This is a genomic window from Xanthomonas vasicola, from assembly GCF_000772705.2.
Lineage (GTDB): Bacteria > Pseudomonadota > Gammaproteobacteria > Xanthomonadales > Xanthomonadaceae > Xanthomonas > Xanthomonas vasicola.
In genome coordinates this window covers 81,950-99,720 of sequence record NZ_JSBW02000002.1, presented here as the reverse complement: position 1 = coordinate 99,720, position 17,771 = coordinate 81,950, and the positions used below count along the sequence as shown (strand labels likewise).

Here is a 17,771-nt window from a genome sequence, read left to right as displayed (position 1 = left end):
TATTCATTTCACTGAACGCCGTTAACTCGGAGCTAAAAAGTTCAGATCGGATTCACCCCACAAAATCAAGAATTTGGCTCGATTCCGACGCTCGACCATCACTAACACCTGGTCGATTTCACGAATTTTGAATGTTCCTGAACAACTCGCTAGGATTCGTTTGTGACCCAATTGCTCTGCCGCGCTCGCCAAGTTGCTCTGGTTACCCTCTGGGTTGCCGTGGCCGCGCCGTCGGCCTGGGGCCAGGGCTACCCGATGGTGCAGAGCGGGCGCGAAGCGTTGCCGCCTTCGGCACGCGGCAATAGCCGCACGTTGTCGGACACCATTCGACACGTACAACGGTCTACCGGTGGACAGATCCTGGGCGCCGAGCGCGTGCCGTTCGATGGCGGCAACCTCAATCGGGTCAAGTACATGAAAGACGGACGCGTGCACACCGTGTACGAGCCGGAGCAAACGCAGGCCGCGCCGCCGCGTAACTTGCCACCACCGGACGCGCCACCACGCGACGATAACCACTGAACGTAGATAGTTCTGCGTTAAGTCTTATAAATTCCCCGGCCGCTGGCCGACAACGTAACTAGGGAGAGTGCATGCGTATCCTTTTGGTCGAAGACGAAGCTCCGCTGCGCGAAACCCTTGCGGCGCGTCTGAAGCGCGAAGGCTTTGCGGTCGACGCTGCACAGGACGGCGAAGAAGGTCTCTACATGGGCCGTGAAGTGCCGTTCGATGTTGGCATCATTGATCTTGGCTTGCCTAAAATGTCGGGCATGGAGCTGATCAAAGCCCTGCGCGATGAAGGCAAGAAGTTTCCGGTGCTGATCCTGACCGCGCGTTCGAGCTGGCAGGACAAGGTCGAAGGCCTGAAGCAGGGCGCCGACGATTATCTGGTCAAGCCGTTCCACGTCGAAGAGTTGTTGGCGCGCGTCAACGCGCTGCTGCGGCGTGCGGCTGGCTGGAGCAAGCCTACGCTTGAATGCGGCCCGGTCGCGCTGGATCTGGCAGCACAGACGGTGAGCGTCAACGGCGCCAACGTCGACCTGACCAGCTACGAGTACAAGGTGCTCGAGTACTTGATGATGCATGCCGGCGAATTGGTCTCCAAGGCCGACCTCACCGAGCACATCTATCAGCAGGACTTCGACCGCGATTCGAACGTGCTGGAAGTGTTTATCGGTCGCCTGCGCAAGAAGCTCGATCCCGATGGTGAGCTCAAGCCGATCGAAACCGTCCGTGGTCGCGGCTACCGCTTCGCCATTCCGCGTACCGAAGGCTGAGTCCGCGCGTCGGCAAACAGGAAGACAGGGTGTCGGGCCGCTCCAAGTGGTATAGACGCTGGCGGCCGCGCTCGTTGCAGGCCCGCCAGCTGTTGGCCGCCAGCCTCAGTCTGGTGGCCTTCCTTGCGCTTGCGGGGTACGCGCTGGATGTGGCGTTTGCCGACACCGCTGAAAAGAATCTGCGCGAGCGGCTGAAGAATTACGCCTCCGCGTATGCGGCCAATATCGATTTCGTACGCGATGGCTCGCTGTACATCGGAGGACAACCGCCCGACCCGCGCTTTGACGTTCCCGGCGGCGGGCTGTACGTCGAAGTGGTGCGCCCGGACGAAAGCTGGACCTCGATGTCTGCCGAAGGCCCGAATATTCCGCACGGCCGCATGCTAGAGCCGCGCCAGGAAGAGTTCATCGGCCCGTTGGAAATGACCCAGATCGACGGCAGCCTGGGCCAGCTCTATCGCTACGGCCTGGGCGTGAGCTACGTCGAACGCGAACACGGCGGCGAGATTCCCTACACCATTTATGTGATGGAAGATGCGCGCTCGATGGGCGCGCAGCTGCGCGTGTTCCGTGGTGCAGTGTGGTTCTATCTCGGTAGCGCCGGTGTGGTGTTGCTGGTGTTGCAGGCTTTCATCCTGCAATGGAGCCTGCGCCCGCTGCGGCGTGTCATCAATGAACTGACCAAGGTGCAGCGCGGCGAGATCCAGCGCATGAGCGAGCAGCATCCGCGCGAGTTGGAGCCGCTGACCGACAGCATCAATGCCTTCATCGAGAGCGAACGCGACAACCTGGAGCGTCAGCGCAATACGCTGGCCGATCTGGCGCACAGCCTCAAGACACCCATCGCCGTGTTGCGCACGCAATTGGACAGCGGTGCATCCGAGCGCGATCTGCACGAAGAAATGGATGTGCAGCTGCGCCGCATGAACGATCTGGTGTCTTATCAGCTAGCACGCGCGGCTTCCAGCGGACACAAGTTGTTCGCCGCACCGCTTCCGATCGAGCCGACCGCCGAAGAAATCGTGCGTGGTCTGGAGAAGGTGTACTCGGTCAAGGGCGTGTTGTGCGAATTCGATATTTCGCCCGAAGCACGCTTTCACGGCGAGCCGGGCGATTTGCAGGAACTACTCGGCAATCTGCTGGAAAACGGCTTCAAGTGGGCGCGTAGCCGCGTGCTGCTGACCGCACAACCAGGCCCCACCACCGGTAGCCGTCGTGCCGGGTTGATCCTGTCGGTGGAAGACGATGGTCCCGGCATCGCGCCCGAAGACGTGGCCAAAATCCTGCAGCGCGGTGTGCGTGGCGATGAGCGCGTGCAAGGGCATGGCATCGGCATGTCGATCGTGCAGGATCTGATCAAGGCCTACCGTGGCGAACTGCAGGTGGTGCGCTCGCAGGAATTGGGCGGCGCCCGCTTCGACGTGACCCTGCCGCCGGGACTGTGACCATCGGGAGTGGCCCGATGAACACCTGGTCAATGCCCGCAGACCTTCCGACAACCGTTTAACCGCTCATGCGTTGGCTTACCCATACTGGGTCGGTAAGCCGTTGCGATGGAGGGCCGCATGTTCGAGCAAGTTAGCCAGGCAGGGCGCATGGAAACGCGTGCGGCGCACGCGCGGCACTGGCGTGGATGGCGCGCGCTGCCGCTATTGATTGGCAGCGTCTGCGCGCTCAATTGCACGGCTGCCGAATCACCGCTTACACCAGCACAGACACGCTGGCTGCAACGCGCCACCTACGGCGTGGATGGCAACAGCGCGACGCAACTGACGCGGCTTGGCCCCAAACGCTTCGGTGCGCTGTTACTGCAGCCCAGCGATGACGGGGCGTTGCCCGCGCCGGTGCGGGCACAGCTGCAGCGCTTCGATGGGTTGCACACCCCGCTGGTGGATTTGCTGACCCAATACGAGGCCGACAAGCTCCGCCTGCAGGCCATGCCCGATGGCGATGAAAAGGTTGCCCTGAAGAAGGACTGGCAGGCGCGCGGCGGGCAGATGTTGGTGCAGGCGCGCCAGGCGCAATTGCTGCGCGCGGTGTACGCGACGGATCAGCTGCGTGAGCAACTGGTGTGGTTCTGGCTTAATCATTTCAGCGTGTATGCCGACAAGGCGCGTGTGAAATGGATGGCCGCCGACTACATGGAAAACGCGATTCGCCCGAATGCCACCGGCAAGTTTGCCGACTTGGTGATGGCGACGCTGGAAAGCCCGGCGATGCTGGAATACCTGGACAACGCCAAGAATGCCAAGGGCAAGGTCAACGAAAACTACGCACGCGAGTTGATGGAACTGCACACGCTAGGTGTGCATGGCGGCTACAGCCAGCAGGATGTGCAGCAGCTGGCGCTGATCCTTACCGGCGCAGGCCTGGTGGCGATCAAGGCCAACGGCGCACCGCCGTTGCCACCCGCATCGCCAGGACAGGCGCAGGTCGTGCGCAAGGGTTTGTTCGAATTCAATCCGGCGCGCCATCAACCCGGCGACAAGATGCTGCTTGGTCAGCACATCGCCGGAGGTAATCTGGATGAGATCGAGCGCGCCGTGCAGCTGTTGGTGCGGCAACCGGCCTGCGCACATTTCATTTCGCAACGCCTGGCCGAGTATTTCGTCAGCGACACGCCGCCCGCTGCGCTGGTGACGCGCATGGCCAACACGTTCCAGCGCAGCGATGGCGATATCACCAAGGTAATGCAAACCATGCTGGCGTCGCCTGAGTTTGCGCAGGCGCAACCGCGCAAGTTCAAAGACCCGAACCGGTTTGTGGTGTCGGCGATGCGGGTGGCGTATGAGGATCAAGCGGTGATCAATGCTGCGCCGATGGCCAGTTGGGTGCAGCAGCTCGGCGAGCCGTTGTTCGGACGCATCACGCCTGACGGCTGGTCGCTGCAGTCGCAGGCGTGGACCAGTTCCGGGCAATTGGCGCGGCGCTTTGAAGTGGCGCGTTCGATCGGTGGCGGACCGAAGCAATTGTTTCGTCTGGACGGCGACAACGACACGCCGATTCCGGCAGTGACGCAAATCGACACGCGCCCTTCGTATCGGTGGCTGGCGCCCTCGCTGTCTGCCGCCACCCAGCAGGCACTGACGCAAGCGCGCTCGCCCGCCGAATGGAATGGATTTTTGCTGTCGTCGCCTGACTTCAACTATCGCTGACGCAACGACATCACGACATCGATTCAGCTGCGCTGATGCAGCGCCAACGGTTCAATGCGCGCAGATTCAAACCACCAATCCAACGATCTAACGAATGCCAAGCGGTCATCGCCGCGGGAGTACACCATGCAACGACGTCAATTTCTGCTTGCCTCTGCAGCCGCTGCAAGCATGCCGTGGGCCGGTCGTCTGTTCGCTGCGCCACGCGATAGCGCGCGCATGCTGGTGGTGTTTCTGCGTGGTGGCTACGACAGCAATAACCTGCTGGTACCGCATAGCAGCGATTTTTATTACCAGTCGCGGCCGAGTCTGGCGATTGCGCGGCCAGATGCCGCCAATCCAAACAGCGCTGTGGCACTGAACGCGCAGTGGGGTCTCAACCCGGTGGTGCGCGATACGCTGCTGCCGCTGTGGGAACGCAAGCAAGTGGCCTTCGTGCCGTTCGCCGGCACCGACGATCTGTCGCGCAGTCACTTCGAAACCCAGGACGATATCGAATCCGGCCAGGCGGGCAAGCATCGCGATTACCGCTCCGGGTTCATGGCGCGCCTGTCGGGTGTGCTGAGTGGAGTGTCGGCGATCGCGTTTACCGATTCGTTGCCGCTGACGTTTCAAGGCGGCGGCGATTTACCCAACGTGTCGTTGCGGAGCATCGGCAAAGGTGGGCTGGATGCGCGGCAGGCGCAGATCCTGTCGCAGATGTACGACAGCACGCCGTTGGCCGCCGCTGCGCGCGATGGTCTTGCATTGCGTCAGCAGGTCACCGCGCAGCTGCGCGAAGAGATGGAGCAGGCCGGCCGCGGCGCCGCTAGCGCACGCACCTTTGCCGACGAAACCCGGCGCATGGCGACCTTGATGCGCGAGCGTTATCGCCTGGGCTTTGTCGATGTCGGTGGTTGGGACACGCATGCCAACCAAGGCAGTGTGGAAGGTGGTTTGGCCAACAACCTGCGCAATCTCGGCGAAGGGCTGGCCGCCTATGCCGATGCGCTGGGGCCGGCATGGAACGACACCGTGGTGGTGGTGATCTCCGAGTTCGGACGCACCTTCCGCGAAAACGGCAGCAAGGGCACTGATCACGGCCATGGCACCACGTACTGGGTGTTGGGCGGAGGCGTGCACGGCGGCCGCATCGCTGGCGAACAAGTGGCGGTCGAACAGGCGCAGCTGCTGCAGAACCGCGATTACCCGGTGCTCAACAATTACCGCAGTCTGTTTGGCGGGCTGCTGACTCGCGTGTGGGGCCTGTCGCCAGCGCAATTGGAGCGGGTGTTCCCCGGCGCTAAACCACGCGATCTTGGATTGGTGTGAATTCGCAGAGCGACCAAGCGCACGAAAGAACATGTGCAGAACATGACGGTGGTTTTGTTTCAATGCGGCGGCAGTGTTTCAAGCGACGGCTGTACGTGTCGTTTGCCAAAGCGACAGCGACGCCGGCTAGTGCAGCAGCACACTCAACGCTGCGCTGAAGCTGCAAACGGTGAGGGCCCGTAAAAACGTTCCAAGTGCGCAGCGACCTGCGGCATCGCGTGTGCAAGCAGATGCGGTGCGGAGAAGTGATATTCGCTGACCACCGCGAAGAATTCTTCCGGCGCTTCGGCGGCATACGGGTCGATCTCGGTGTCTTCGCCGGCATCGACGCGCTGGCAAAAAAATCGTAGGCACGCTGGAAATCCCGGGCCCAGGCCCAGGCCCGCTGCGCATCGCGTGGTAATGGCGGTGTGCCGTCGAGCGCGCCATCCAGTGCATCGAGCTTGTGCGCCATTTCGTGCACGATCGCGTTGAAGCCCGCCTGCGGGTCATCCAGATCGGCTTGCACATCAGCCCAGCTGACGATCAACGGACCTTGCTCCCACGCTTCGCCGATCAGGGCGTCGTCCCACGCGTGCATCACTCCGGCAGCATCCATGTGCGAGCGCTGCACGCGGAACGCATCCGGATACACGATCAATTGCTACCAGCCACGCCAACCAGAGGCGCCTATTTCCAGCAGTGGCAGGCAGCAGGTCGCAGCCAGCACGAGCTGATCGTGCGGTTGCAGCTGCCCGTCGACGGGCGAAATGGTTTTTTCGATGCAGGAATTGCGCGGTCAATGCGCGCAGGCATTGTTGGCGAGGCGGATCGAGCGCTGCGACCCACGCGCAATTGCTGCACAGCGGTTGCCAGAGTGCATCAGCAATGTCGGGAGGCGTCCGGCGCAGCCAGCGCGTTAACCACTGGATCAGCGGAACATGCCCGGCAGGAAACTGTGCCAACGCGGCATGGTGCGCATGCGTGGGAATAACGAATCGCCATCGCTGCCACCGCCACCGCCATTGGTGGAGGGCGCGGCTTTGTGCGGGGTGGTGCGTGCCGGTGCCGCCTCGGGGGCCGGTGTTCTGCCGCGTGCGGCCGAGTTGGTGCTGACGCAGCTCTCATTATCGCCGTCGACGAACTTGTCCGATGCCAGTGCGGCAAGCGGAGCCAACAGCATGAGCAGGCAAACCGTGATTCGGCGCATCGTCCACATCCAGGGCAAGCGGCGTGAGTCGCCGATCATAACGCGCTTTTCACTCCCTCACGCAAGCCGCGCTGGGCGCCCGGGAGGGCTTGGCGCATACTTTGGCGGATGGATTCGGGGACTTCGGGCGTGTGATGCACTTTGAAATGAGAGGCGCCGGCGGCCAGCGTTGCGGCGCAGGTGCCGCGGGGCACTACTGGTCCGACGCGCGTGATGGCCAGCCGCAGCATGCCCCCTGTTTGCTGCCGGCCATCAACCCGACAGCACGCTTCGTCTGGCACGCCGATGCTGCGTTACGCGCGTCCCCCGGACGGCCCGTCAAGCATGTAGGGCGTTCTTCTACGCATGCCGCAGCTCCTGCCATCTCACCCCTTATTGCGTGTCCCAGCCGTGGATGATCGTGCCCTGCTGGCCAAACTCGCCGGTGGCCGGCGGTCCGGCGATGCGCTTGCACGCGATGCCGGCTTGACCCGCGCGGCGGTGTGGAAGCGCATCCAGAATCTGCGCGCGGCGGGTGTCGACATCGAAGGACGGGCCGGGGATGGTTATCGGCTGGCCACGCCGTTGGATCTGCTGGACGCGGCGCGCATTCGCGCCGGCATGGCACCGGATGCGGCAGCCGGCCTCGCTGCGCTGGACGTGGCCTGGACGCTGGAATCCACCAATACCACCTTGCTGGCGCAGCCGGCGCCCGAACACGGCGTGGCGGTGCTGCTGGCCGAGCGCCAGACCGGCGGCCGTGGCCGACGCGGCCGTCAGTGGACCTCGCCGCTGGGCGCGCACATCTACTTGTCTGCGTCGCGCCGTTTCAGTGGCGGGCTGGGCCAGCTGGCCGGCCTTAGCCTGGCTATCGGGGTGGCAGTGGCTGAAGCCTTGCGTGGTTGCGGGTTCGCCGATGTCGGGCTGAAATGGCCCAACGATTTGCTGGCACGCGAGCGCAAGCTGGGCGGCCTGTTGATCGAGGGTGGCGGCGAAATGGCCGGCAACGCGCGTGCGGTGATCGGGCTGGGCTTGAACGTGCACATGCCGGCGGCAGCAGCGGCCAGCATCGACCAGCCGTGGATCGATCTGGATACCTTGGCTGACAGCCCGGTGTCGCGCGACCGCGTCACGGCGGCGGTGTTGTCCGGCTTGCTGCCGGCACTGGACCTGTTCGAGGCGCAGGGGCTGGCGCCGTTCCTGGGGCGCTATGCAGACCTGGATGTCCTGAGTGGGCGTGCGGTGCAGGTTGAAGAGGCCGGCACCCGGCATGGTGGCGTCGCGCTTGGCCTGGCGGCTGACGGCGCCTTGCGTGTGCAACTGGGCGACACGGTGCGCCTGTTCCACTCCGGAGAAGTGAGCGTGAGACCTGCATGAGCGAGTGGTTGTTCGACCTGGGAAATTCGCGGTTCAAGTACGCGCCGCTGCACGGCAACCGTGCCGGCGAGGTGCAGGCATGGGCGCATGGCGCCGAAGCCATGGATGCGGCCGCGCTGGCAGCGCTGCCGTCCGGGCGTATCGCGCACGTTGCTAGCGTGGCCGCACCGGCACTGACGCAACGCATGATCGCCTGCCTGCAGGAGCGCTTTGCGCAGGTGCGCATCGTGCGGACCGCCGCCGAATGCGCCGGCATCCGCATCGCCTACGCTGATCCGAGCCGTTTCGGCGTGGACCGTTTTCTGGCGCTGCTGGGTGCGCGGGGCAATGCGCCGGTGCTGGTGGCCGGCGTGGGCACCGCATTGACCATCGACGTGCTTGGCGCCGATGGCCTGCATCACGGCGGCCGCATCGCCGCCTCGCCGACCACCATGCGCGAAGCGCTGCATGCGCGCGCGGTGCAGCTGCCGGTCAGCGGCGGCGATTACGTCGAGCTGGCCACCGACACCGACGATGCGTTGACCTCCGGCTGCGACGGCGCGGCGGTCGCGCTGATCGAGCGCAGCCTGCAGCACGCGCAACGCAGCCTGGGCATGCCGGTGCGGCTGCTCGTCCATGGGGGTGGCGCGCCGCCGCTGCTACCGCTGTTGCCCGCTGCCACGTTCCGCGCTGCGTTGGTGCTGGACGGTCTGGCGACGTGGGCGACCGCTGCGGCGTCCACGTAGAATCGGCGCATGTATGTCCGCGCGCTCATCGTCGTCTTGATCGTCCTCAATGCCGGGGTGGCGTTGTGGTGGGCCTTGCAGCCGCCGCCAGCACCACCGCCGGCGCCGCCGCAACCGACCGGTGTCGCGCGGCTGGAGTTGCTGCCGACGGTGACCGGTGCTGCGGTGCCCGCTGCGGCGAGTGCGGGATTGGCATCACCATCACCATCACCATCACCATCAGAGGGCGGAACGACTGCGTCGGCCGCCGCGGCTTCGACAGCATCAGCATCGACACCTATGTCCGCATCGGTAGCAACGCCAAACGCGTCGCCAGTCGCTAATACATCCACTGCCACCTCTGCATCGACGACTGCTGCCTCCGCCATCGCGGTGGAGGCGCCGCGTGCCGCAGCCGAGACGTCGCCGACGACAAAAGCTGCTGCAAAGCCCGCCGAAAGCGTCGCTGCTGCGGCTGCAAAACCATCGCCAACCACGTCACCACCGCCTGTGCCTGCACCGGAGCGCTGCGCCAGCCTGGGACCATTCGCGGCACGCGCCGATGCCGATGCGGCGCTGGCGCGCGTGCGTGGGCAGGCCAGTCGCGCCACTGTGCGCGAGGACAAGGACGCTGGCGTCAGCACGTTTCGGGTGATGTTGCCCAACGTGGGTGACCGCGCGGCTGCGCAGGCCCTGGTCAAGCGCATTGCCGCCGCTGGTATGGGCGATTACTACGTGATCGCACAGGGCGAGGACAACACTGTGGCGCTTGGCCAGTACCAGAGCCGCGAGCGCGCCGAGCGGCGCCAGGCCAGCCTGGTTGGCGCAGGGTTTCCAGCGCAATTGGTGCCCAGCGGCAGTGGGCAATCGCGGTGGTGGATCGATGTGCGCAGCAGCGCGGCCACCAGCGCCTTGCAAGGTGCTGCCGGGGCCGCGCGTCAGCGTTCGCTAGATTGCGCCGCGCTGCGCTAGAATGCGCATCGGCGCGCAATGCGCCTGCCTTCGCCGGCATAGCTCAGTTGGTAGAGCAACCGCCTTGTAAGCGGTAGGTCCCCAGTTCGAATCCGGGTGCCGGCACCATCTTCAATCCACGCGCACGTGGCAATCACGGTTGAGTGTGCTGCGGTTCGAGCACGCGTTGCAGTGTGCCGGATTGTTCGGTCAGCGGCGCCAAGCACGGTGAGCGTGTTGCCTGCCGCCATCTCCTCCAACGGACCTTATCGTGCGCAGCGTTTGAAAAGCGGGCGCGTGCGTCGGGACGGTGGCCTGCCTTACCCCCCCCCTCACCTCAAACCTGTTCTGTTGCGCGGCCTGTGTTTGTGACGCGGGCATCTCAGCGCACGCGTTTCAGGGCGTGCAAGCCATGGCTCTTTCTCCAACGCGAGAAGCGTTGAGCAACGTGCCCTAAGCGTGTTCCGCTAAGTTGCTTGCAACGCTTCACCACTCATCGCGCGATGTTTTCGCGCGACAGCAGGTGTAGCAGATCAGGCCGGGCGGCCGGCCGATAACAGTTCCAGCGCGGCCTTGCCGGAGTCTGCGTGCGCTGCATCGCCGCTCAGGCGGTCGGCTAATGCGGCTACGATGATGGCGTGGGCCTGGCGCAGCACGCTGTCGGCATCGGCGCTGGCGTCCACCACGTGTTTGCCTGGCAATTCCAACCCAGCAAAGATGGTGCGGCAGCGTTCCAGGTTGTCCTGGGTTTCGAAGTGGTTGGGCGCATCGCCGCGGGCGCGGATGCGCGCCAGGCCGGTGGGTGGGGGCAGGTCGAGCAGCAGCAGCACGTCCGGGCGCGGCGCGAAGGCGTTGCGCTCCAGTAGCTCGTCCAGCGGCAGGCCGGCGGCGCCTTGGTAGGCGACCATCGAGGGGAAGTAGCGGTCCAGGATCACGATGTCGCCGCGTGCCAGCGCGGGCGCGATCAAGGTGTCCACGTGTTCGTGGCGGTCGCGGATCAGCAGCTCGGCTTCTTCGTCCGCACTCAGGCGGCCGGTGGCGGCAGACTGGCGCAGTTGGGTGCCCCAGGGGCCGTTGGTCGGCTCCTTGCTCAGCACGACGCGCGCGCCAGCGGTTTCCAGCGTGGTGGCCAGGCAGCGGGCGAGGGTGGTCTTGCCGGCGCCGTCGATGCCTTCGATGGCGATCAGTAAGCCGCCGGGCTTCAGTTCAATTGTCATCGCGCTACTTTATCTGATCGTGGCGATGGCCCCTAGCCGGCAGCATTGCGTTGGCGAGCGTGCAGCCGCAGCGGATGCGCGCGATGACGAAGACGCAGCGACAGAGTCAGTGACAGACGCAGGCACGCGCCACCAACGCTGCCGTAAGCTGATCACCAGCATGCGGCGAACACAGGCACGCAAGGGCCGGCACGCCATGCGGCATATGCCGATGACTTATCGCCGGTATGTCCTGCGCGATGTCGGGAATGTCCCGATGTCTTGGCTTCTGACCGCACGCCATACTGAATAAGTCAGACGCACCGCACATTCGTATCGCGATTGAGTCGTGTTTTTGGCTTCAAGGAAAACGGACGCGTCGCCGCCACCCTAGAGGCGGCATCCCCCGCGTGACGCCCTTTCAGGCACCGTCGTGACCAGATTCCTTGTCTTCACTCACCAAGTCGACCGCACATGCACGCGCCAGGCGCGCTGGCGATCAGCTGGTTGCCGAGGTGTAGCGATAGGACAGCAGCGACTTCACCAGGAAGGTGATCTGGGTGGCCGAGCGCGCATCCACGCGCATGACCGGGATGCGGAAGCCTTCGGCCACCAGGGCATCGCGAAATGGCGGCACCAGGAAATCTTCGACTTCATCGGTCATGGTGATGCCCACCGCCAGGCTGGCGTGGGGTGCGATCTGCGTAAACTCGCGCAACAACTCCAGCGTGGCATTGAGCCTCTGCGGGTCGCGTGCGTTGGTCAGTACGATCACGCCGAGCGCGCCGTCGCACACCAGCGGCCACATGAAATCCAGGTATTTCTGCCCGGGCACGCCGTAGACGTGCAGCAGCTCGCCGTCTTCCAGCTCGATCGAGCTGTAGTCCAGCGCGACGGTGGTGTAGGTCTTGTCGCCGTAGGCGTCCTGGCTGAGCGGCATTTCAGTGCTGACCGGCTCCACATCGGAGATGGCGCGCACTGCGGTGGTCTTGCCCGCGCCCATGCCGCCGACGAACACCAGCTTGTTGGCTGGAAGACTCATGACTGCGCCTGGAAGAGGGAAAGGCCGAACCGACGTGCGACCCAGGAAAAGAACCGCGTGTTGCCGCTGTCTGGACGACGCTGCGTTGCAGGCACGGGAATCTCCGCAGTCTGGGCAAGGCCGCTGGCGAGTGCAGCGGCGAACAGGCATTCCACCGTTTGCAGCGGCAGCTTGCAAGCATTGGCCAGCGCCTGCGGGCGCCATGGGCGCGCATGCAGGTGGGCGATGGCGAGCAATTGAGCTGGCGAACTGGTCTCTGCGCTCAACTCCGGCCACTGGCGCAGTTGCAGCGCACGGCTGGGTTCCACGGCCGGCAGCGCCGTGCGCAGATGCTCGGGCAGGGCGAAAAACAGCGCTTCGAATGAAAGACGTTGCGGTAACGCGGTGCCAGCAAGGTCGGGCACGGCGTGCCAGCCCGAGCGGTCGAGCGCAGCGATCACCTCGGCCAGCGCCACGCCAGCCGGTAACTGCACGCAGCCATGGATCGGGTCCACTCGCACCTGCAACTGCGCATGCTGCAGGGTCACCACGCCGGAGCCGAATTCGCCGCGGCAATGCCGCAGCAACAACGCCGGCTCCGCCACCGGGGTGGCGTGTGGCGAGGACAACAGCATGCGCACCTGTTCGTTGAGTTCGCGCACGGTGGCGCCGTGCTTGATCCACGCACCTGCAACCGGCATGCGCGACACCACCAGCACACGCACCGGTTGCCCCTGCAGTGCCTGCCAGGCGGCCAAGCCACCGGCGCTGTCCAGGCCCAGCACCACGACATCGGCTGCGTACTGCGGCCATTCGCCCAACTGCACGTCGATGCGTTCGGCGAGCAGCAGCGAGCACGCCAGTTTCAGGCGTGTGGTGTGCAGCAGGTCCAGGCCGGCCGTAGCGACCCGCATGGCATTGATGGGTGTGGTCATGATCCGGCGCCTTGGCGGCGCATTGGAAGAGCAAGACGCCTGCCGGTATGCACCGGCAGGCTGGAGCAGGCGATGCACGTGCACCGCATTGTTGGCATCAACCGAAATCGAGGGTCTTTTCGAATGCCTTGAGCTCGTGACGGGCCATGGCCAGATTGGCCTTGGCACGGTCCAGCACCACGTACAGGAACAGCGCGCCGTTGCTTTCCAGCGGGCGCAGCAGGTGGTACTGGCGCGCCAGCGTGATCAGGATGTCTTCGATGGTGTCGTTCAACCCGAGTTGTTCGGCGATGCGGCGCTTTGCACGCAGCACTTCGGTATTGCCGGCCGCTGCCAATTCCAGGTTGAGCTCGGCACCGCCGGTCATGCCCAATGCCATACCGCTGTCGCTATCGACCAGCGCCGCACCGACGAAGCCGGCCAGCGAATGCAGGTGTTCCAGATTGAGTTTTGACACGAGTTGTCCTTACAAACGGTGAGTAATGAGTACCTTGCGGCATGCACAAACGATGCCAAGCGCTCAGCCTTGCGGCGGCGTCAACACGGTGGCGAGGCGGCCGGCGCAATCGCGCGCGTTGAATAGCAGCGCAGCGGCATTGATGTCGCTACCGCCCACGGCGGTGAGGGTGAGCGGTTTGTCGGCGCGGATGCGGATCAACACCAGCTGCCCGGCACGCGTGCTGATGGTGGCGTAATCGGCCTCTTTCAGACTGGATTCGCGCGCCAGGGTCTCGCCCAGGGTCAGGAACGAATTGGCCATCGCGGCAAGCCGGCGACCGTCCACATCCAGGCTGGATTGCTCGGTAATGGCGCGCCCGTCGGCGGTGGAAAGCATCAACAGACGGATGCCCGGCTCACGCTCGATGGTCTGCGCGAACTCGTGCCCGATACGCTGCAGATCGTAAAAACGCAACGCCCGCGGGACATCGCCCACGGCAGCCTTGACGACCTGGTTAACAGCGTTATTCGGCATGAAATCCCCCTATTGCTTGATGGCCTGAACGCGTGCATGCGTGGCGTGCTGTGCTAGCCGGCGCGCACCATACCACCCGGATCCGAGCAGGCTGTGCTGCCCGCCCGTGTTGCTTAGCTGGGCGGTCACACAGGCAGGATCGGCAAAGTCCGGCGCGCCACAAACTGTCGTGGCACGTCACGGTAGCGGCGCGAAGAGACAGATCTAAACCTCGCGCTTGGTCGCACTGTTCAGGACATGGCCCATACCGTGCTGCGCTGCCGCGCGTCACGGTGCTGACGGGCCACTAGACTGAGCGGCTTTATCGACGCTGGAGCAATGCATGGCAACGCAGTACGTGCCGGTTTCCTTGATCGGCGTTCCCACCGACATCGGAGCGGGCCACCGTGGCGCGCGTATGGGACCGGAGGCGCTACGCATCGCCGGCCTGCAGGAGGCGCTGGTCGGCCGCGGCGTGGAGGTGCGCGACCTGGGCAATCTGGATGGCCCGCGCAATCCCTGGCAGGCACCGCGAGCCGGCTACCGGCATCTGGACGAAGTGGTGGCCTGGAACCAGGCGCTGATGGATGCCAGCTACGCCGAACTGCGTGCCGGACGCATGCCGATCATGCTCGGTGGCGACCATTGCCTGGGCATCGGCTCGATCACGGCGGTGGCCAAGTACTGCCGCGAGCAGGGTCGGCCGTTGCGGGTGCTATGGCTGGATGCGCACTCGGATTTCAACACTAGCGAGGTGACGCCGTCAGGCAATGTGCATGGCATGCCGGTGGCCTGCCTGTGCGGGCTGGGCCCGGAGGCGCTGACCCATCTGGGCGGCAGTGCGCCGGCGTTGTTGCCCGAGCAGGTGCGGCAGATCGGCATCCGCTCGGTGGATCCGGAGGAGAAGCGGCTGATCAAGCAGCACCGCATCGATGTGTACGACATGCGCTACATTGACGAAGCCGGCATGAAGCGCACCATGGAGGCCGCGCTGCAGGACATGAGCGCCGACACGCACCTGCACGTGAGCTTCGATGTGGACTTCCTCGACCCCAGCATCGCGCCGGGCGTGGGCACCACCGTGCCCGGTGGCCCCAACTACCGCGAGGCGCAGCTGGTGATGGAGATGATCGCCGACACCGGGCGCATGGGGTCACTGGATATCGTCGAACTCAACCCGGTGCTGGACAACCGCAACGCGACCGCCGAATTGGCGGTGGATCTGGTCGAAAGCCTGTTCGGCAAGTCGACGCTGATGCGGGATTGATCCAGTGCTGAACGCGGCGCGCCGCGTTCACATCAAATCCACGGCCGCGCAGTCAGATTTGACGCCAAGCGAGGTGCGCTGGCACCAATACACAACGAGGACGAGCGATGAAGCGACTGCTGACACTGATGGTGCTGGGCCTGTTTTCGGCCGGCGTGATGACGGGCTGCAACACCGTGGCTGGCGCTGGTAAGGACATGCAGGGTGCAGGTGGGAAGGTCGAGAAAACGGCCGAAAAATGCAGCGACGGTAAGTGCTGATCTGTCACCACTGCGTGGCCTGTTGAATTGTTCGATCTGCGGCGACGCGCCGCTTTATCTATGAGGAGTTTGTTATGAAGCGTGCAATTGTGCTGCTGGTGCTTTCGATGTTGTCGGTCGGTATGCTGTCGGGCTGCAACACCGTCGCAGGTGCCGGCAAGGACGTGAAGGGCGCCGGCGAGAAGGTGGAAGACGCAGCGCGTAAGTAATCTGACGCCGCATGTAAACAAAAAACGGGCCGCAGGGCCCGTTTTTTTGTGCGCGATCGCACATTAAAAGTGGCCTCCGAATACCGCGCGTGACGCAATGCAGACCGATGTTAGGCGGCAACGATTCAGTACCGTGATCGATCGTTTGACGCCTGTTGATCAGTCGCAAACATCGCCGTTGTCAATCTGGCGCCACGGTCAATTGAGGCCGCATCAGCGGAGTCATCGCATGAACACTGACATCATTTCCGGCAAGTGGACCCAGTTGAAGGGCAAGGCCCAGGCAAAGTGGGGCGACCTCACCGACGACGATTTCAAGGTTGCCGAAGGCAATGCCGAATATCTGCAAGGCAAGCTGCAGGAGCGGTATGGCTGGGATCGCGATCGCGCCCAGACCGAAGTGCGCGCGTTCGAAAAGTCGTTGCGCGACGAGACCCGATAATGCGCCATCCTGCTGCCGAGAGAGGCGAGCAGATTGCAGACGACGGGCCGCCCAGTGCGGCCCGTTCTGCGTTTATGCGTCGCAAGCTGGCCTTCGACCCGGGGGCGGCGGCGATGGCGGGCGTGCGGAACCGCTAAACTTGAGGGCTGATTCCCTGGCATTACGCAGATGACCACTCGTGTCCTTACCGGCATCACCACCTCCGGCACCCCGCATCTGGGCAATTACGTCGGTGCGATCCGCCCGGCTATCCAGGCCAGCGCGGACGCCGATACCGAGAGCTTCTATTTCCTGGCCGATCTGCACAGTCTGATCAAGGCACAGGACCCGGCGCGCACGCAGCGTTCGACGCTGGAAATCGCCGCCACCTGGCTGGCCTGCGGCCTGGACCCGGACAAGGTGTGGTTTTACCGGCAATCCGACGTGCCCGAGACGACCGAGTTGATGTGGCTGCTGACCTGCGTGGCCGGCAAGGGCATCCTCAATCGCGCACACGCCTACAAGGCCGCGGTGGACAAGAACCGCGCCGACGGTGAGGACGAGGATGCCGGTGTGACCGCAGGCTTGTTCATGTACCCGGTGCTGATGGCGGCCGACATCTTGATCTTCAATGCGCAGAAGGTGCCGGTGGGACGCGACCAAATTCAGCACATCGAAATGGCCCGCGATTTTGCGCAGCGCTTCAATCATGTGTACGGGCGCGAGTTTTTTACCTTGCCCGAAGGCGTGATCGATGAGCAGGTCTCCACCTTGCCGGGCCTGGACGGCCGCAAGATGAGCAAGAGCTACAGCAATACGATTCCGCTGTTTGCACCGCGCGAGGAGTTGCGCAAGCTGGTGTTTTCCATCCTCACCGATTCACGTGCGCCGGGCGAGGCGAAAGACACGCAGGGATCGGCGTTGTTTCAGCTGTATCAGGCGTTCGCCTCGCCGCAGGAGTCTGCGGCATTTGCGCAGGCATTTGCCGACGGTATTAGCTGGGGCGATGCCAAGCAGCAGTTGTTCGAACGGATCGATCAGGACATTGCACCGCTGCGCACACGTTACCAAGCGTTGATGGCAGAGCCGGCCAAGATCGAAGCGATTCTGCGCGCCGGCGGTGCACGTCTGCGCGCGCGCTATGCCACCCCGCTGCTGGCCGAGCTGCGCGATGCAGTGGGCCTGCGCGATCTGTCCAGTCAGGCCGGTGCAGCAGTGAGCGAGGTCGGCGAAAAGATCGCGCTGCCGGTGTTCAAGCAATATCGTGAAAGCGATGGCCAGTTCTACTTCAAGTTGAACGATGGCGCGGGTGCACTGCTGTTGCAGAGCGATGGCTTCGCCTCGCCACGCGATGCTGGGCAATTGATCGCGCGGTTGAAACAGGCCGCGCAGGCGAGCGATGTGCAACTGCCGGGCGTGCATGCGCACGTGGATGCGGACGTGATTCTTGCCGCGATGCACGCATTGCGCGACGCATGATCAACACGACGCTGCAGGCGTAGCCGTTGCCATGGCCAGCTGCGTTCTGTTGTGCCTGTGGCGAGGTGCACGACAGCGGCGCCAAGCT

Annotated in this window: 19 protein-coding genes, 1 tRNA gene and 1 pseudogene; 14 read left to right on the top strand and 7 right to left on the bottom strand. The window is 64.1% G+C overall.

Translation table 11 applies throughout. The features are described 5' to 3' along the window. Nucleotides 1–219 precede the first annotated feature (219 nt). From NX05_RS00540 to NX05_RS00520, 5 genes are all read left to right on the top strand, one after another. Nucleotides 220–522 carry a hypothetical protein gene (locus NX05_RS00540; protein WP_010379215.1) on the top strand — a complete coding sequence of 101 codons (303 nt, stop codon included), beginning with the start codon at nucleotides 220–222 and terminating at the stop codon, nucleotides 520–522. Nucleotides 523–593: 71 nt separating this feature from the next. Continuing rightward, the gene (locus tag NX05_RS00535; RefSeq protein ID WP_002808458.1) at nucleotides 594–1,277 is read left to right on the top strand and encodes a response regulator transcription factor; all 684 of its coding nucleotides are present in this window, start codon (nucleotides 594–596) and stop codon (nucleotides 1,275–1,277) included. A 74-nt stretch (nucleotides 1,278–1,351) separates the two neighbouring features. Then, complete coding sequence (locus NX05_RS00530; RefSeq protein ID WP_017115381.1) at nucleotides 1,352–2,722, top strand: ATP-binding protein; 1,371 nt, start codon at nucleotides 1,352–1,354, stop codon at nucleotides 2,720–2,722. A 120-nt stretch (nucleotides 2,723–2,842) separates the two neighbouring features. Beyond that, nucleotides 2,843–4,432, top strand: a complete 1,590-nt coding sequence (locus tag NX05_RS00525; RefSeq protein WP_039431686.1) for a DUF1800 domain-containing protein — start codon at nucleotides 2,843–2,845, stop codon at nucleotides 4,430–4,432. A gap of 126 nt (nucleotides 4,433–4,558) precedes the next feature. Beyond that, complete coding sequence (locus NX05_RS00520; protein ID WP_039431664.1) at nucleotides 4,559–5,743, top strand: DUF1501 domain-containing protein; 1,185 nt, start codon at nucleotides 4,559–4,561, stop codon at nucleotides 5,741–5,743. Between the two features lie 143 nt (nucleotides 5,744–5,886). Here the strand turns inward: NX05_RS00520 and NX05_RS21325 are convergent. Next, nucleotides 5,887–6,687, bottom strand: a pseudogene (locus tag NX05_RS21325) (M90 family metallopeptidase). Continuing rightward, complete coding sequence (locus NX05_RS00515) at nucleotides 6,654–6,971, bottom strand: hypothetical protein (protein ID WP_010374903.1); 318 nt, start codon at nucleotides 6,969–6,971, stop codon at nucleotides 6,654–6,656. The pseudogene NX05_RS21325 and the gene NX05_RS00515 overlap by 34 nt, the downstream one beginning before the upstream one ends. A gap of 306 nt (nucleotides 6,972–7,277) precedes the next feature. On the opposite strand from NX05_RS00515, the gene birA reads away from it, so the two are divergent. The 4 genes from birA to NX05_RS00495 all read left to right on the top strand — a co-directional run bounded on the left by birA (nucleotide 7,278) and on the right by NX05_RS00495 (nucleotide 10,072). After that, on the top strand, nucleotides 7,278–8,288 hold the full coding sequence (gene birA, locus NX05_RS00510) for a bifunctional biotin--[acetyl-CoA-carboxylase] ligase/biotin operon repressor BirA (RefSeq protein WP_172645770.1): 1,011 nt from the start codon (nucleotides 7,278–7,280) through the stop codon (nucleotides 8,286–8,288). After that, entirely contained in the window at nucleotides 8,285–9,013 is a 729-nt protein-coding gene (locus NX05_RS00505; RefSeq protein ID WP_010374897.1) for a type III pantothenate kinase, read from the top strand. Before birA ends, NX05_RS00505 begins: the two co-directional genes overlap by 4 nt. A gap of 9 nt (nucleotides 9,014–9,022) precedes the next feature. Then, nucleotides 9,023–9,964 (top strand): SPOR domain-containing protein, encoded by a 942-nt coding sequence (locus tag NX05_RS00500; RefSeq protein ID WP_039431658.1) that lies wholly within the window; start codon nucleotides 9,023–9,025, stop codon nucleotides 9,962–9,964. 32 nt (nucleotides 9,965–9,996) lie between these two features. Next, nucleotides 9,997–10,072: transfer RNA gene (locus NX05_RS00495), tRNA-Thr, on the top strand. A 404-nt stretch (nucleotides 10,073–10,476) separates the two neighbouring features. On the opposite strand, the gene tmk is transcribed toward NX05_RS00495, so the two are convergent. The 5 genes from tmk to NX05_RS00470 all read right to left on the bottom strand — a co-directional run bounded on the left by tmk (nucleotide 10,477) and on the right by NX05_RS00470 (nucleotide 14,068). Further along, complete coding sequence (gene tmk, locus NX05_RS00490; RefSeq protein ID WP_010374890.1) at nucleotides 10,477–11,160, bottom strand: dTMP kinase; 684 nt, start codon at nucleotides 11,158–11,160, stop codon at nucleotides 10,477–10,479. A gap of 478 nt (nucleotides 11,161–11,638) precedes the next feature. Further along, entirely contained in the window at nucleotides 11,639–12,181 is a 543-nt protein-coding gene (locus NX05_RS00485; RefSeq protein WP_039431655.1) for a GTP-binding protein, read from the bottom strand. After that, the gene (locus NX05_RS00480) at nucleotides 12,178–13,095 is read right to left on the bottom strand and encodes a hypothetical protein (RefSeq protein WP_039431653.1); all 918 of its coding nucleotides are present in this window, start codon (nucleotides 13,093–13,095) and stop codon (nucleotides 12,178–12,180) included. Before NX05_RS00480 ends, NX05_RS00485 begins: the two co-directional genes overlap by 4 nt. Nucleotides 13,096–13,192: 97 nt before the next feature. Further along, a complete protein-coding gene (locus NX05_RS00475) occupies nucleotides 13,193–13,552 on the bottom strand; it encodes a roadblock/LC7 domain-containing protein (RefSeq protein WP_010374881.1) in 360 nt (119 codons plus the stop codon). Nucleotides 13,553–13,615: 63 nt separating this feature from the next. Next, a complete protein-coding gene (locus tag NX05_RS00470) occupies nucleotides 13,616–14,068 on the bottom strand; it encodes a roadblock/LC7 domain-containing protein (protein WP_010374879.1) in 453 nt (150 codons plus the stop codon). Between the two features lie 322 nt (nucleotides 14,069–14,390). Here NX05_RS00470 and rocF point away from each other — a divergent pair, with 322 nt between their 5' ends. From rocF to NX05_RS00445, 5 genes are all read left to right on the top strand, one after another. Then, nucleotides 14,391–15,314, top strand: a complete 924-nt coding sequence (rocF, locus tag NX05_RS00465) for an arginase (protein WP_039431650.1) — start codon at nucleotides 14,391–14,393, stop codon at nucleotides 15,312–15,314. A 107-nt stretch (nucleotides 15,315–15,421) separates the two neighbouring features. Beyond that, a complete protein-coding gene (locus NX05_RS00460) occupies nucleotides 15,422–15,574 on the top strand; it encodes an entericidin A/B family lipoprotein (RefSeq protein WP_010374875.1) in 153 nt (50 codons plus the stop codon). Between the two features lie 74 nt (nucleotides 15,575–15,648). Continuing rightward, the gene (locus NX05_RS00455; protein ID WP_010374872.1) at nucleotides 15,649–15,783 is read left to right on the top strand and encodes an entericidin A/B family lipoprotein; all 135 of its coding nucleotides are present in this window, start codon (nucleotides 15,649–15,651) and stop codon (nucleotides 15,781–15,783) included. 229 nt (nucleotides 15,784–16,012) lie between these two features. Then, the gene (locus NX05_RS00450) at nucleotides 16,013–16,225 is read left to right on the top strand and encodes a CsbD family protein (protein WP_039431647.1); all 213 of its coding nucleotides are present in this window, start codon (nucleotides 16,013–16,015) and stop codon (nucleotides 16,223–16,225) included. Nucleotides 16,226–16,393: 168 nt separating this feature from the next. Beyond that, nucleotides 16,394–17,683: a tryptophan--tRNA ligase gene (locus NX05_RS00445; protein ID WP_010379241.1), complete on the top strand. Its 1,290-nt coding sequence runs from the start codon at nucleotides 16,394–16,396 to the stop codon at nucleotides 17,681–17,683. Nucleotides 17,684–17,771 lie beyond the last annotated feature (88 nt).